This is a genomic window from Enterococcus florum (assembly GCF_004309355.1).
GTDB classification, from domain to species: Bacteria; Bacillota; Bacilli; order Lactobacillales; family Enterococcaceae; genus Enterococcus_A; species Enterococcus_A florum.
Genome location: NZ_BJCC01000009.1, coordinates 113,825 through 129,082, shown reverse-complemented (window position 1 = coordinate 129,082; position 15,258 = coordinate 113,825). Strand labels below are relative to the sequence as shown.

16 protein-coding genes are annotated in these 15,258 nt (G+C 43.5%); 7 read left to right on the top strand and 9 right to left on the bottom strand.

All coding sequences use genetic code 11. The features are described 5' to 3' along the window. Window positions 1–8: 8 nt before the first annotated feature. The 4 genes from NRIC_RS05740 to NRIC_RS05725 all read right to left on the bottom strand — a co-directional run bounded on the left by NRIC_RS05740 (window position 9) and on the right by NRIC_RS05725 (window position 3,415). Complete coding sequence (locus tag NRIC_RS05740) at window positions 9–1,109, bottom strand: DUF3089 domain-containing protein (protein ID WP_146621736.1); 1,101 nt, start codon at window positions 1,107–1,109, stop codon at window positions 9–11. 86 nt (window positions 1,110–1,195) lie between these two features. Next, window positions 1,196–2,086 (bottom strand): 16S rRNA (adenine(1518)-N(6)/adenine(1519)-N(6))-dimethyltransferase RsmA, encoded by an 891-nt coding sequence (gene rsmA / locus NRIC_RS05735; RefSeq protein WP_146621735.1) that lies wholly within the window; start codon window positions 2,084–2,086, stop codon window positions 1,196–1,198. Next, the gene (rnmV, locus tag NRIC_RS05730) at window positions 2,083–2,646 is read right to left on the bottom strand and encodes a ribonuclease M5 (RefSeq protein WP_146621734.1); all 564 of its coding nucleotides are present in this window, start codon (window positions 2,644–2,646) and stop codon (window positions 2,083–2,085) included. Before rnmV ends, rsmA begins: the two co-directional genes overlap by 4 nt. Continuing rightward, window positions 2,639–3,415: a TatD family hydrolase gene (locus tag NRIC_RS05725; protein ID WP_146621733.1), complete on the bottom strand. Its 777-nt coding sequence runs from the start codon at window positions 3,413–3,415 to the stop codon at window positions 2,639–2,641. Before NRIC_RS05725 ends, rnmV begins: the two co-directional genes overlap by 8 nt. Window positions 3,416–3,605: 190 nt before the next feature. Here NRIC_RS05725 and NRIC_RS05720 point away from each other — a divergent pair, with 190 nt between their 5' ends. After that, on the top strand, window positions 3,606–4,229 hold the full coding sequence (locus tag NRIC_RS05720) for a hypothetical protein (RefSeq protein WP_146621732.1): 624 nt from the start codon (window positions 3,606–3,608) through the stop codon (window positions 4,227–4,229). Window positions 4,230–4,249: 20 nt separating this feature from the next. Here NRIC_RS05720 and NRIC_RS05715 read toward each other — a convergent pair whose 3' ends face one another. Further along, window positions 4,250–5,623: an MATE family efflux transporter gene (locus NRIC_RS05715; protein WP_146621731.1), complete on the bottom strand. Its 1,374-nt coding sequence runs from the start codon at window positions 5,621–5,623 to the stop codon at window positions 4,250–4,252. Continuing rightward, a complete protein-coding gene (locus tag NRIC_RS05710) occupies window positions 5,607–6,053 on the bottom strand; it encodes a MarR family winged helix-turn-helix transcriptional regulator (RefSeq protein ID WP_146621730.1) in 447 nt (148 codons plus the stop codon). Before NRIC_RS05710 ends, NRIC_RS05715 begins: the two co-directional genes overlap by 17 nt. Before the next feature lie 137 nt (window positions 6,054–6,190). Here NRIC_RS05710 and NRIC_RS05705 point away from each other — a divergent pair, with 137 nt between their 5' ends. The 5 genes from NRIC_RS05705 (at window position 6,191) to NRIC_RS05690 (ending at window position 9,291) form a co-directional block, all read left to right on the top strand. Further along, window positions 6,191–6,787, top strand: a complete 597-nt coding sequence (locus tag NRIC_RS05705; protein ID WP_146621729.1) for an HAD family hydrolase — start codon at window positions 6,191–6,193, stop codon at window positions 6,785–6,787. Window positions 6,788–7,039: 252 nt separating this feature from the next. Continuing rightward, window positions 7,040–7,189, top strand: coding sequence for a hypothetical protein (locus tag NRIC_RS19260; RefSeq protein ID WP_175580013.1), 150 nt, complete (start codon window positions 7,040–7,042; stop codon window positions 7,187–7,189). A gap of 381 nt (window positions 7,190–7,570) precedes the next feature. Beyond that, window positions 7,571–7,777: a hypothetical protein gene (locus NRIC_RS05700; RefSeq protein WP_146621728.1), complete on the top strand. Its 207-nt coding sequence runs from the start codon at window positions 7,571–7,573 to the stop codon at window positions 7,775–7,777. A gap of 668 nt (window positions 7,778–8,445) precedes the next feature. After that, window positions 8,446–8,751 carry a hypothetical protein gene (locus NRIC_RS05695; RefSeq protein ID WP_146621727.1) on the top strand — a complete coding sequence of 102 codons (306 nt, stop codon included), beginning with the start codon at window positions 8,446–8,448 and terminating at the stop codon, window positions 8,749–8,751. 12 nt (window positions 8,752–8,763) lie between these two features. Beyond that, window positions 8,764–9,291: a putative immunity protein gene (locus NRIC_RS05690; RefSeq protein WP_146621726.1), complete on the top strand. Its 528-nt coding sequence runs from the start codon at window positions 8,764–8,766 to the stop codon at window positions 9,289–9,291. A gap of 51 nt (window positions 9,292–9,342) precedes the next feature. Here NRIC_RS05690 and NRIC_RS05685 read toward each other — a convergent pair whose 3' ends face one another. Continuing rightward, the gene (locus NRIC_RS05685) at window positions 9,343–10,773 is read right to left on the bottom strand and encodes a 6-phospho-beta-glucosidase (protein WP_146621725.1); all 1,431 of its coding nucleotides are present in this window, start codon (window positions 10,771–10,773) and stop codon (window positions 9,343–9,345) included. 19 nt (window positions 10,774–10,792) lie between these two features. Continuing rightward, the gene (locus NRIC_RS05680) at window positions 10,793–12,178 is read right to left on the bottom strand and encodes a 6-phospho-beta-glucosidase (protein ID WP_146621724.1); all 1,386 of its coding nucleotides are present in this window, start codon (window positions 12,176–12,178) and stop codon (window positions 10,793–10,795) included. Between the two features lie 218 nt (window positions 12,179–12,396). Here NRIC_RS05680 and NRIC_RS05675 point away from each other — a divergent pair, with 218 nt between their 5' ends. Continuing rightward, window positions 12,397–13,314, top strand: a complete 918-nt coding sequence (locus tag NRIC_RS05675) for a MurR/RpiR family transcriptional regulator (RefSeq protein ID WP_146621723.1) — start codon at window positions 12,397–12,399, stop codon at window positions 13,312–13,314. Window positions 13,315–13,347: 33 nt separating this feature from the next. Here the strand turns inward: NRIC_RS05675 and NRIC_RS05670 are convergent, their stop codons facing one another. Then, window positions 13,348–15,246, bottom strand: a complete 1,899-nt coding sequence (locus tag NRIC_RS05670) for a beta-glucoside-specific PTS transporter subunit IIABC (RefSeq protein ID WP_146621722.1) — start codon at window positions 15,244–15,246, stop codon at window positions 13,348–13,350. Window positions 15,247–15,258 lie beyond the last annotated feature (12 nt).

The following is a 15,258-nucleotide window of genomic DNA, read 5'->3' as shown; positions in this document are numbered from 1 at the left end:
TCATTTCGTTATGGTTGTGGTGTCTCAGGTGTATTTTCAACGGGTACTTCTGTATGCTCCGCTAAGTAACGGAACACTCGATTTTCAGCATTTTGCTGCAGGTTGTAATAATAAAAACTGATATCATTATTGTGGAAGGAACCCTCTGGGAAAATTTTTCGTGTACTCTCTGGCATGGCGTATTTAGCCGGTTCGGCCGTCGAACAAATCACTAATCCACGCGCCGCATCTATCCGGGCATCCGCTAATCCCATAACCTTCCCATAGGTGCCGCCCTCATTTCGCACATAGGAGCCTAGATTGGTTTCCGCTGGTGCTGTTGTTTCGTCCGTGGTCCAGGAGATCGGATTGATCGCCATTGCTTCTGGCGCATTCGTGACCAGCTCTCCATTGAAGTCTGGCGAGACTGTATTATAAGAGATGATTACGCCTGTGTCATCCGGCCCCGTTGCAAATTTTGTATGCGGATTCGCTGCAAGCTCAGGTCGGGTCACCGCCTGACCGATGACATAAGCTGCGATCATTCGTTGATTGACCTCAGGATGCTCCTTTAAGTAATCAAACAAAATTTCTTTGATCAATGCTGCTCCTTGAGAATGCCCCACTAAAATGAAGGGACGTCCTTCGTTGTAATTTTGAATGTAATAATCAAAAGCTGCCAACACATCTGCTTTAGGTATGCCATTCGTGTATTCCGCCTGCTGCTCTTTCGGCTGTGACAAAAGCCAATTGGCATCGAATTGACGATACATCGGCATAAAAACATTGCCGCTGCTCTCAAATGCAGAGCCCTGATTCGCAAGAAAGACTTGAGCACCTGCCCGCACATTAATATTGTCCATCGTGGAGACCGGAGATTGCTCTTTTTTTCTCTGATAGGCGGTTGGATACAACATAAAGACATCCGCGGGTTCGGTTGGGTCAGTGGTTTTCTCGATCCAGTTGTCCACATCGTGGTAATCAGCGGCTTCGATCTCATCGCCTGCTTTGGCTGGTTGTTCCAGCGAAGCCGAACGCTTCGTTTCTTTCGATTTTTCTTTTTGTGAGCAAGCACCTAAGAGACTTAGCACAAACAGACCGATGATCGATCCGATCATTATTTTTTTCATGAGATCCTCCTCGTAAACTTCGCTGCATCTATGTTCCAGATGCTTACTTGTAAAACGGTACTCTGCCTTTCAAAGGCACAAAAAACTTAAACTTCCCGTGTTTTCTTGTTTTGTTCCAATTGGTTAGACAAGCGTCCAAACTCTTCCAGCGACAAGGTTTCCCCTCGCCGTCTTGGATCGATCTCTGCTTGCTGCAGACTGGTTTCCAACCAGGATCTAGTCGCTTCATCTTTTCCATAGCTGTGAAGAAGGTTATTCCAAAGTGTTTTTCTGCGCAAGGCAAAGGCCGCTTTGGTTAAACGGAAAAATTCCTTTTCATTGCTGACTGCGACTGCTGGTGTTTCACGGCGGACCAACCGCAGGATCGCCGAATCGACGTTTGGTTGAGGAATGAAGACTGTTTTAGGCACGATAAACGCAGTCGTTGCTTGCATATAGTATTGGACTGCGATAGTCAATGAACCATAAGCCTTCGTTCCTGGCTTGGCTGAAATACGATCTGCAACCTCCCGCTGCATCATGACAATCATCTCATCTACATTCAGCTTAGATTCTAAAAAGTACATCATGATCGGTGTCGTAATGTAATACGGCAAATTGGCCACTACTTTAAGCGGACCTACTTGATCAAAATAGGCCGTTTCAGCTGATAGATCCGCCTTCAGTACATCCTGATGAACGATCTTGACATTGCTGTAGGGACTCAGCGTATCTGCTAAAACCGGGATCAGCCGATCATCGATCTCAAATGCCAGCACTTGGTGCGCCGTACGAGCCAGGTGCTCTGTCAACGCTCCGATTCCAGGGCCTACTTCGATTACATTCGTCGTTTCATCGATTTCAGCAGTCTCTACGATGCGTTGTAAAATATTGGGATCCGTCAAAAAATTTTGTCCGAGGCTCTTCTTAAACGAAAAACCATGCTTTTGCAAAATCTCTTTTGTACGGGAGGGCGTTGCTATATCTTTGTTGTTCACAAGGTTTCCTCGACTTTCTTCATGGCTTGATGCAAAGCTTCTTCAGTAATGCGGAACATCGCCAGGCGTTTTTCCAATTGCTTGGCATTGGTGTAGCCGATGCGCAATTCTTCACCTAAACGTTCCCGCCTTTCACGCGATTGGGCTCCCGCTATTAAACCATATTCCATCAAGACTTGTCTAGGGATTTTTGGCTCATGCGAGTCTGAGGCGGTGACTACTTTGCGCAACGCTTCAATGATCGCCTCATCGCTGGCATGCTCCACCCCCAAACTGGCTCCCCGTCGTTTGGGGGTGGCCATCCGTCGGGACAAAAAAGCATGCTTGGCATCAGGAATTTCCTCCATGATGGTTCTGCGAATTTTTTCACCCGAAAAGTCTGGATCCGTGAACACAATCACCCCACGGGTCTCCTGGGCATGTTCGATCTGGGTTAAAATATCTTGATTGATCGCTGACCCCCGGGTTTCGATCGTATCGATCGCACCAAACACTTCTTTTAAGCGCTTAGTGTCATCTTTGCCTTCTACCACAATGATCTCTTCGATCCTCTTATCCATGATTCGTGATCCTAAACAGTTGGTGCGCATTTTTTGTGGTTTGTTCGGCCACCTCTTCAAAGGGCAGGTTACGCAATTCAGCGATTTTTTCCACTACATAACGTGTGTAGCCGGGTTCATTTCGCTTGCCGCGATAAGGCATCGGCGCTAAATAAGGAGCATCTGTTTCTACCAGTAATTTATCCATCGGCACGACCGTTGCTGCTGCCTGGACATCGGGGGCATTTTTGAAGGTCACAACCCCAGAAAAAGAGACATGCATGCCTAGATCCAAAAAGCGTTTGGCCCATTCATCGTCCCCGCTGAAGCTGTGCATGATCCCGCCAATCTCACGAATGTCTGCATCCTTCAAAACAGTGTAGGTGTCCTCGATTGCATCACGGGTGTGGATACTGATGGGCAGATTCATTTCTTTGGCGATCGCAATTTGCCGGCGAAACACTTTTTCCTGGACTTCCTTTGGGTCTTCCATCCAATAATAATCCAAGCCGATTTCTCCTAGTGCGACCACTTTGGGTAGAGTCAATTGTTTGACCAACTTTTTTTCGATTTCGGTTGTATAGCTGCCCGCTTCAGTGGGGTGCCAGCCGATGATCGAGTAAATTCCTTCGTATGCTTGGTTTAACTCCAAACTTTTGTTGATCGTTGGTGTATCGAAGCCGACGACAGCCATTTCGGTTACACCTAATTCTTTCGCCCGTTCAACGGTCTCGGGAATCTCTTCGTTAAATTGTTCTGCATTCAAATGGGTATGGGAATCAAAAATCATGAAGCTTCCTCCTTGCAGGTCGGTACCTGTCTACTTTCTTCTTTACTACCATAGCATAAAACAATGAATTTTCCAGTTCTCCATCTTTAGTCTGATGCAACCTTTCGAAAAACTTTTTATAATGGTCCTCTGTACAGCACCTGCTGTACACAGAAAAGACTGATCCTTGTGATCGATTAGGAGGGATCGTATGAACGATTTCCAACGAGAGTTTCCCAATACCGCAAAATCCTTAAGGCAGCGATTTCCTGAAAAAGCGCCGCTATCCAGTCTTTGGCACTGGCTGCTGCTGGGGTTCTTCAGCTTATTGGCCGTAGCCTCGCTCCAAAATCAGCTGTTGCTGATCGGCGGCATGCTGCTTTTAGCCGCTCTAGTCAAAGGTCCTGGCATGATCATCTGGGGAATTGCTTATTCTTTTTTAGTAAGTCTCTTTCCACCCATCGGAATTTTGCTATCCGCAATTTTCTTTCTACTGAATATTCGCCTGCTGACCCATAGCTGGCGTGTCAATCTGATTAGTACGCTCGTTTATCTTTATCCTCTGGGATTAAGTGGGCTGCGCTATTTTACTGACTGGACCGCCACATGGCAAACGGCTCTTTTGCTGCTGCCTGGTTTGCTGATTTTGCATCTTTCCTTGACCAAGGTCTATACGTTCTATCCTAGCGCCAGACAAGTGGTATGGACGATTTTAGCTACACCCTTTGAATTATTGATTTTGGTGCTGCCAAAACGCTTCAGCCGGAAATTCAAGCAAACACCAGATTTCAATACGGCTGTAAAACAGCCCAAAATAAAGAGGCGAAAGCGCTAGCTTTCGACCTCTTTTGCTGTCTAATACTCAAGATGATCCAAAGCTGGCTGTTCTTTCGTCAGCTTTTTGATCGCGAACACATAAAGTGTCGCGGTCAATAAGGCAGAAACGGCATCCGAAAAAGGAGCAGCATAGAGGATCCCTTCTAATCCCCACACATTGGAAAAGATAAAAATCGCTGGCAGCAGTAATAAAATTTGGCGCGTCAAGGTCAAAAAGATCGCTATCTTCGTCTTCCCAGTCGCTTGAAAGAAGTTTGCGGCTACGATTTGAAAGCCGATCACGGGCAAACAGGTAAACCAGGCCTTTAAAGCAAACGAACTGAAGGTCATTAATTCTGGGTCTCGGTTGAACAGAGAGACCAGCAATTCCGGAGCCACACGAGTAACGATCCAGCCGATCAAAACGATCACGGTGGCAGTCAGGATCGCCAACTTTTGCGCTTGCCAAACCCGGTACATCTTCTTTGCCCCGTAGTTAAAGCTGATGATCGGCTGTGTTCCTTGAACCAACCCAGTGATCGGCATCAGTAAAATGGTTTGGATACTGTTGACGATTCCCATGCCAGAAACAGCAACGTCCCCGCCAAAGGCTGTCAAGCGGACATTCAACACAACATTCAAAAAACTATTGGCCAATTGGATAAAGAAGGACGGTAAGCCCAATGCCGTTAAACGACTGGCAGTCTTCCAATGCAAACGCATATTTTTCAGGTGGATCTTGTGGCGGCTTCGTTTGCCGAAAAAATAGGCCAAGATCCAGACCATTGAAATAAATTGCGATAGGATTGTTGCCAGAGCTGCCCCGGCCATTCCCATATCCAACAAGTAAATAAACACAGGGTCAAGAACGATATTGACTCCTGCCCCCATAAACATCGTAATCATCGCTAATTTGGGCTGTCCGTCTGCCCGCATGAAATTATTCATCCCCAAACTGGTGATCTGAAAAACAGCACCCATAAAAATGATGCGCATGTATTCCATCGAGTAAGGCAGAACCGTTGCACTTGCACCAAATAGAAGCAACACCTTAGATAAAAATACTTGCCCTAACACCATAAACAAAATCCCGCTGATCAACAACAAAGAAAAGGCATTCCCCATTGCTTCTTCTGCTTCCTGCGGCTTTTTTTCTCCCAATCGAATCGAGAATAACGTCGCTCCGCCAACACCGAACAACAGCCCGATGGCGATCAATACGATCATGATCGGAAAGCCGATCGTGATTCCTGCCAAGCCGTTTTGCCCTAATCCGGGAGCATTTCCTATATAGATTCGGTCAACCACGTTGTACAATGCGTTGATGACCATTCCAATGATCGCCGGAATCGAAAATTGAATAATCAAGCGCCCGACACGCTCTGTTCCTAATGGATTAGTTTGTTCCTTCATAGGTCTGCCCCTCTCTCTTTTCTATTTTTTCAACCAATGACAGCAGGCTGCCATAAAGAAATTGCTGCTCTTCCTCAGTGAAATCTTGCAGCAATAATTCATTCCACCATTCTAGTTTGTTGACGATCAACGTTTCGAGCTGCATTCCTTTCTCGGATAAGAAAATATTATTGCAGCGTTTGTCGTGAAGATCTTTTTTCTTGACCACATATCCTTTTTTGATCAGCGATTGAATGGTCCGAGTGATCGAAGCCTTATCCAGCTGCAAATAATGAACGATGTCCTCTTGGGTCACTTGTTGATGCTTATACAAGAACATCAGGACCATCGTTTCTGTAGACGTGAGATTCTGCGACATCATCACGTCATTCAAATACGCCTGATTTTTTCGATACAAGATCGAAATCAGACGGCTTAAACTATGTTTCATGATTTTCCTCTTTTCTTTGCCTTCGCTTTATCATAAAAACAAATTAGTTGCGTTGTCAACTATTTTTTTAGTTTTTCTAGCCAAAACAGCTCATTCTTTGTTAATCTGGAAAGAAGAAGAAAAAGGAGGTTTTTTCCGTGATTAAGAATATTGTGTTCGATATGGGCAATGTGCTGGTCGATTTTGATCCATGGCGCTTTGTTGGTGAAAAAACGGCAGATCCGGCACAGCAAAAACAATTGATCGACGAACTATTTGGCTCAGTGGACTGGCTGCGCTTTGACAAAGGAACAATCACCAAAGAAGCCTTGAGAAGTGACGTCAAAGAGCGTCTGCCAGAGCTTCTCCATCCAATCGCAGACGATCTGCTGGATACCTGGTACTTAGGTCTGCATCCCTTGCCTCAAATGGCTGAACTGCCTAGAGAATTAAAGGAAAAAGGATACCGAATCTATTTGTTGTCCAATGCACCGGAAGATTTTTACCTTTTCAAAGAGACAGTCCCCAGCCACGAAGCCTTTGATGGTTTCTTCATTTCTTCTGATTGGCGTTTGTCCAAGCCGGAGGCAGCTATCTATCAAGCCTTTTTCGCTCATTTTCAATTGAATCCAGCTGAATGCTTCTTCATCGATGATACTGCAGCGAATATCTTGGCTGCCGAGGAAGCAGGCATGGCAGGATTTCACTTCCGAAAAAATCCGGAAAAGCTAAAAGCCGCTCTAGAACAATTTTGATCGTCAAACCAGCCCTGGCAGCTTATTTTAGAAGTTGACTGGGGCTTTTCTTTTTAAAAGCGGAAATCCGTTATTAAACATCCCTCATAAAAAATGCCTTGTGCAGTGTTATCTCCTTTCTTACTGTTACAGCGCTCCTTCGAAAAAAACTAAAAATTGGATTCATTTTTGATTTTGTGTTATACTATGTATGGAATTTCGTTATCAACGTGATTAGTTGCCTTTCGTCACCATTAAGAAAGGAGAATGAATATGACATTCTATAACAGTGACTTACAATATCGAGTAACCTTGAACACAGAATTGAATCTTTTTATCGTATTTGATAAAAAAGACGACAATCATTTCGCAACTGGGGTTACGATCGAAAAAGCAGTACAAGAATTGAAAAAATCAGCATAAGGAGCGAAACACTCTAATGAAGGATTCCAGTTCTCTGTAAAAGCATCTACTTGTCCATGAAGTAGGTGCTTTTTTCGTGTCTTTTTTCAAATAGATAAAAGATGTTATCGGGATTTGATCTCAACTACTATTCTTAAATTCCTATCAAAAAAAAAGCTATTCAAAACTTTAACTAAAAAAAATCCAAATAATAAAACAACAAAATATAAATTATTGTTTTCTCCTTTTCACTAAAGAAAAGATTATTTATACAGCTACATAGCTGATTTTAATCAATTTTAAAAGCCAATAAATAACAGTACATCTCCATGTGGTCCCATTGGACGCTTCCTTTAGAACTTGTTACATTAGCGATGAGGGAAAAATGAAGGAGGGAGTAGTATGAGCTGTACAGTCAACTTGTATCAGCTACTGTTGGAAACGGCGATTTTGTCAATTGACTCGATGGAAGAATTAACCAATAAGAAGAACTTTGCCACAAAAGAAGACGCACGTGACTATCTAAATGAAAAAATGCCTGTGTTATTGGAAAGATTTTATACAGAACACGAAGAAAATATTCATTTGCTGATTGCAAAAGACTATTGATCCATTTCCCAGGGGGTCGGGTGACTGTTATTGTTTGAGAGCATATTTCTTGCGCATCATCTGCTCGCTTAGTAAACTATACTATAGAAACACCCTTAAATCCCCATTTTTTTGCCTAGCTGCTTTTCCACAGCTAGGCATTTTTTTTGTGGATTGCGACAATTTTTGTTACGATTACAACATAATAAACAGTCTAAATAACGAATGATTGAAGAAAGGCGGTGAGCATCGTGGCATTTACCCGAACTCGAATATTTGAGCGATTTGCACCACATACACAGCCGGAAGAATTGAGCTTTTATTGTGCTACTTCCCTAATCAGTACTCACAAGATGACCTCTTATTTGAAAGCGGATGGATCACTCTTATATATTGCTGAGTATATTTATGGTGTTCCAGCATCGACTTGGTCTAAAAACGACTTTTTGCTTGCATGCAGCCATCTTCAAAAAAGCAATATTGAACTATACTTTAAATTCGGTGACAACGAATACCAAAGACTTTCCTTTGAATAAGATCTGCTTTTATGCTGCTCTACTGGTCGATCCTTCGATCAGTTTTTTTGTTTCTAATCGTTGTAGTGCGAATGGTTACATTTAAATCTTTTTCGCAAACTATTTTTCAAATACAATGAACTTTGATATACTCCACCAAAAGGATGTGTCTTTATGCCAGTATTTGCATTATTGATCGACGCTCTGACTTTGGGCGGCTATTATCTCCAACTCAATCATCCTGGTTCTTTCATCTATCTGATCGGTTTCATTTTCCAGCTTGTGATGACTCTCCTGCTCTTTTTTCTTACAGTCGGTTATCATGGGAAAAGATATGCTGGTTTTCGTCCTGAAGGCTATTCGTATTTGTCGATTCGCTTTGGGCTTATCGTTGTTTCTCTGCTCATCAATGGAATTGTATTGTTTTTATATGGATTAAATCTTTTTGGCATCAATGACCTGGTTTTTTCAGGCTATTAAGGAGGCACGACGATGGATCCCCGCATTTATTCTTGGAATACCCATGAACAACAGCATCGTCCAAGCTTGCCCTCGCCATGTAAAATCAAGATACAAGACGATGTTGCGTTGCGCCTTGAACTAGAGCAGGTTTTAGAGAAGCTACCTCATCGTTCCTTGGCTATTTGGGCGTTGGAGCAAGCGTCATCGTTTCTGATTCACCTTGATTCTCATTTGGCAGAGGATCCTCGTATTCAGCAAGCAATAATCGTTTTCGAGCAGCGCATCGCTAGAACCTGTTCTGCTTACGAGATGCGCCAAGCGGGTTTTCTGGCCAATCAACTGGCGAAAGAATCTGTTTCAGAACGAAGCAAATATGCAGCCCGTACATTTGCACAAGCGATCGCTGCAGGCCATATGCGCGGTCATGCGATCGTTTCGGCAGACTACAGTATAAAAACGATCAATTTGATCGCTCCTCAAAAGTTAGAACCAGTTGTCACTCAGCGGCTTAAACAGATCGAGACAGCTAAAAAAAGAAGGATACTAACGAATGTTTAAACACCAAAAAAACAAGTCTAGCGAGCGATTCGCCAGACTTGTTTTTTTGATTTAATTGCTTAAGTCTTCCCCGTTGGTCGCAATCACTTTTTTGTACCAGTCGAAGGATTTTTTCTTGCTGCGCTTCAAGGTGCCGTTGCCTTCATTGTCGCGATCGACATAGATGAAGCCGTACCGTTTTTTCATTTCACCGGTTCCAGCTGATACCAGATCGATACAGCCCCAAGAAGTATAGCCCATCAAATCTACCCCATCTTCATCTACTGCATCACGCATTGCCTGAATATGAGCAGCTAGATAATCAATTCGATAATCATCTTCGATAACGCCATTTTCATCTGGTGTATCCACCGCACCTAAGCCGTTTTCCACGATAAACAATGGTTTTTGGTAGCGATCATAGATATCGTTCATGGTGATCCGCAGGCCTAATGGATCAATTTGCCAGCCCCATTCACTTGCTTCCAGGTAAGGATTCTTCACTGAGGCAAAGATATTGCCTTCGGTTTGTTCCAGCAATTCTGGATCTGTCGTAGACACGCGAGAGGAATAATAAGAGAATGAAATGAAGTCCACCGTGTGAGCCTTCAATAATTCTTTGTCTCCGTCTTCCATCTTGATTTCGATGCCTTTGCGCTCCATTTCTTTCAGTGCATAAGCTGGGTATTCGCCGCGTGATTGAACATCAATAAAGAAGTAATTTTCACGATCATCTGAACGAGAAGCCCACACATCTTCTGGTTTTGGTGAATACGGATAATAAGCACCTGCAGCTAACATACAACCTACTTGGTTTTCAGGATCCACTTCATGAGCAATCTTAGTAGCGACTGCGGAAGCTACCAGCTCATGATGGGCTGCCTGGAATTTAATTTGTTCTACATTGTCGCCTTCTTCAAAGTAAAGGCCAGCCCCCATAAATGGTGCATGGAGAATCATATTGATTTCATTGAAGGTCAACCAATATTTGACCAACCCTTTATAACGAGTAAAGATCGCCTTGCAAAGATTTTCGTAAAAACCAATGAGCTCACGGCTGCGCCAAGCGCCATATTTTTCAACCAAATGCATCGGGCAATCAAAATGAGTGATCGTTACTAATGGTTCGATGCCATGTTTTTTGCATTCTTTGAACATGTCTTCATAGAATTTTAGACCTTCTTCATTCGGTTCTGCCTCATCACCCTTTGGAAATATACGGCTCCAAGCGATTGATAGGCGGTACGTTTTAAAGCCCATTTCTGCAAATAGTGCAATATCCTCTTTGTAATGTGTGTACATGTCGATCGCTTCTTTTGCTGGATAAAAATGTTCATCATCAAAATCGAACATTTTCATTTGTCCTGCAATCACTGGAAAACGATCCTTTCCGATTGGAACAACATCGACATTGGCCAACCCGCGTCCGCCTTTGTCATATCCGCCTTCACATTGATTGGCAGCTGTTGCGCCGCCCCATAAAAAGTCTTTTCTAAATCCCATGTTATCTACTCGCTTTCTTTTATACTTCTCGTAATGATTTTGCTACTTCGTCTTGCACTTCGATGCCTTCTTTTTCCAGGCGTTCGATGGTTTCTTTAAAGTTTGGCAGGTGTTCTTTGTGTGCAATAAATAATTCATCCATAATACGTTGCGCAGTTTTACCTGAGCGAACCATTGGATTGATAGTAAATGCTTGTAATGCTGTGTTATAATCACCGGTCACCGCAGCTTCGATGATTAACAATTCCATTGCTTTCATCACCTGCAGCCAGCCGCGTTCTGCTGTTGGCAATTCGCCAAAGGCAACATTACGGGCACCCTGTCCACCGATATAGGCTGAAACCTCCACTACGCAATCTGCCGGAAGATCTGGTACCGCTCCATCATTTTTAGTGGAAACAACCAATTGGGTATTTTTGTTGGCGTAGATCGAAGCAATGGATTCACAGGCTGCATCAGAATAGTAGGCACCGCCTCGTTGACTTAATTGTTCTGGTTTATAATCCAAGTTTGGATCTTTGTACAATTCAAACAATTCAGTCTCTGTTTGCTTCACTTGTTGCGCACGGGTACCGATGGTTTCGTATTCTTCCAACGCATGCGCCAGAGTTTCTTCTTCTTGGTAATAGTAATGGTGGTAGCCACAAGGAATCATCTGCATTTGCTCGAGAATCTCTCTTGGGAATGGAATGTCATGAATATTCTTCGGCATCCCTGTTTCGTCGCCTTCATACATTTTGTTAATGAGTTCTTGTGTCACATCTTTCCCTTTAGCATCGGTCACCTTATGCCAATGGAAATGATTCAGGCCCGCGAATTTGTAAATTAATTCATCCGGTTGTTTCCCTAACATTTCAGGTTCCACCATCTGAGCCATGACTGGCACATTACATAAACCGATCACTTTATCCCATTTTCCATAACGAACGACTGCTTCAGTTACCATACCGCTTGGGTTTGCGAAGTTAATTAGCCAGGCATCTGGACATAAGCGTTTCATGTCTTCAACGATTTCTAAAATAATCGGTACCGTTCTAAAGGCTTTGAACATTCCGCCTGCTCCGTTGGTTTCTTGACCAAGCATGCCGTAGTATGCTGGAATGCGCTCGTCTTTGATGCGGGCTTCTAACAATCCTACGCGGAATTGCGTTGTCACAAAATCAGCATCTTTTAAGGCTTCTTCGCGATCCAACGTCATATGGATCTTCACCTCGTATGGAGAAGCGTCCCACATCCGTTGTGCCATGTTTCCAACAATTTCCAGCTTTTCCTTGCCAGCTTCGATATCCACTAACCAAATCTCGCGAATCGGTAATTCTTCGTAGCGTTTAATGAAACCTTCCATTAATTCTGGCGTATAGCTGCTTCCTCCACCGATCGTTGCGATTTTCACACCTTGAGTCATTGAATCGTCTCCTTCGTTTTTATTTACATTATTATTATCAGATACGTAAACTTTTAAAACAATAGAAAACGCTTCGATTGCAGTTTGATTTACAAATATTCGCAAACTTCTTTGCTAATTTGTAAAATACGTTTCTCTTTTTGAGAAAAGCGCTATCATAATGACAGCTTTTCATTTACAATAGACTTAAATAATTTGTAAAAAGGAGGCCCTTTAATATGTTAATCAGTGAAAAAATGAAACAAACCGATTTCTCTGCGGCCGAAACCACTCTAGTCGAATTTATTTTGGATAAGAATTTAGCGATCCAAGAACTGACGATCAAGGAGATCGCTCAGGAAACTTTCGTCCACCCCTCTACGCTGATTCGAGTATCAAAAAAACTGGGCTTCAATGGGTGGGTTGAACTAAAGGCCGCATTTCTTGAGGAGCAGACCTATCTGCAAACCTACTTCGACCGTGTAGATGCCAATCTCCCCTTTTTAGCTACCGACGGATTAATGACGATCGCCAATAAAGTCGCTACCTTGGAACGAACGACGATCGATGATACCTTGAGTTTGCTGGACCACGATAACCTGCAAGCAGCCAAACAACTGGTATTAAAGGCCAATCAAATCAAAGTTTTCGGCAGCAACGCGAACACATTGATCTCCCAAGATTTTGCATTAAAGATGCGGCGGATCGGGAAAAACGTTACCCCTTGCCAAACACTTTACGAAACTGCCTATGAGGCCTTCAATTGTCAGAAAAATGATTGCTGTATTTTGATTTCCTACACTGGCGAAAATGAAATGATCCTGCAAACTGCGGACATTCTGAAGCAGCGCAAGATTCCTTTCATCGGATTGACCAGTATCGGAGACAATACTCTGGCTGCACTCAGCAATGCTGTCTTGCGTCTGACCACTCGTGAACGTTTGTATTCCAAAATTGGGAATTTTACGATCAATACGTCGATTTCCTATTTGCTGGATGTCTTATACAGTTGCGTGTTTGCTGAAGATTATTCCTATAATCTCAATCACCTGATTGCTATCGGCGAGACCGTGGATACACGAAAAACCAGCTCTGAGATCATGGAAGAATCACCAGAATTTCGTCTGCAATTTTCCGAATCCTTTCGGCCGAATTAAAAAGGAGGGCGTGTCCCTCCTTTTTAAATGCATTTACGCTAAGACGGTGATGATTTCATCTTCACCCGAAACTTCTTTCTTGTCGCAATCCAAAATATCTAGATAATCCGCTGCATTTGTTACGATCACTGGTGTCTCAACGCTGTATCCTTCCGCAATGATTGCATCGCGGTCAAAGCTGACTAATTTGTCGCCACGTTTGACTTTGTCTCCTTGCGCAACATGAGCAGTGAAGTATTTTCCATCCAGTTGAACGGTATCCAGCCCAATATGGATCAATAGCTCCAATCCATTGTCTGAAACCAAGCCAATCGCATGTTTTGTAGGGAACAACGTCATCACTGTGCCATCAAATGGTGCAACTACTTCCCCCTTCGCCGGATGGATCACCACTCCTTTGCCTAATGCGCCTTGAGCAAATGCTTGATCCTTCGCTGTTGACAAGGGCATTACTGTTCCTTCGATTGGCGAAGAAACATTTTCTTTGCGTGTGCTCATCATCGGCTCTTCTTCTTTGATGTCTTCTACGACCGTATCGTCTTTCCAGAAGACCATCGTGACTACAAAACTAAAGATCATTGCAATCCCAACTGCAACAAATTGACCGATCATGTGGCTGATGTCATTGGTTTCTGTATTGATATGGTTCACGAAGCCAAAGACACCAAGTCCACCCATTACATATCCTTGCGCACCAAACAATGCTGTCACCAATCCACCAATTGCCGCACCAATCATTGAGATCACGAACGGTTTCTTTTTCGGCAAGGTCAATCCATAGATCGCTGGTTCTGTTACACCGAAAAAACCGGAGATAACTGCTGGAATCGCTAATTGTTTCAGCTTCTTGTCTTTCAGCTTGAAGTACATAGCAATTACCACGGCTGTTTGAGCAAAGCTTGCTGAGAATGAAGCTGCCAAGATCGGATCTGCTCCTAAAGTCGACAAATTGATCATTGCCAATGGAATCAAGCTCCAGTGCAGCCCGAAAATAACCAACGGCTGCCAAACAAAACCAACTACCACACTCATCAGGATTGGGGAGAACTCATATAAAGATGTAAAGCCAGCACCGAGAATGTTTGTTGCAAACGTGATAATCGGGCCAATCAATAAGAAGCCGAAAAACATCGAGATCAAAATCGTAAAGAAAGGCACCAAGAAAGTTTGTACGATCTCTGGGATCACTTTCTTTGCAAAGCGCTGCACATATTTGGCAAACCAAATGACCAAAATGACGGGAACCACACTGCTGGTGTAGTTATTCGCAATGATCGGCAAGCCCAACACGCGGATAAAGACAGGGCTTTCAATAATTGTCCCCTGGAATAATGTCATTAACGGCTCACCAGCACCTAAAGCTGTTGCTTGGATCGAAGGGTACACCAAAGCTGCACCGATCGCAATTCCAGTAAATTCGCTGACCTTAAACTTGCGAGCAGCAGTCAAACCAATCAAGATCGGCATGAAATAGAAAATGCTGTCGCCGACCGCCGTCAAGAATACATCGGTCCCCGATCCTGCCTCATATAACTTCAAATACAAGAATAACGCATTGAAGCCTTTCAGCATCCCGCAGGCAGACAAAGCTCCCAAGAACGGCTGGAAACAACCGCTGATCACATCGATCAGTTTATTGAAGACCCCTTGGGTTTCTCCGCCTTCCTCATTGCTGTGTGCACTGATTCCAGCAACTTCTACAACATCCTCATAAACGACCGGTACATGATTTCCAATCACGACCTGATATTGTCCGCCGCTCTTCATGACCGTTACGACGCCTTCCATTTTTTTAAGTACTTCATCGTTGGCTTTTGATTCATCTTTCAATTTGAAACGCAGCCGAGTGATACAGTGGGTCAAGCTATTGATATTTTCTTTGCCGCCGACATTTGCGACAATTTTTTCTGCTAAATCGTGGTATTTTCCCATTAGGGGTTCCTC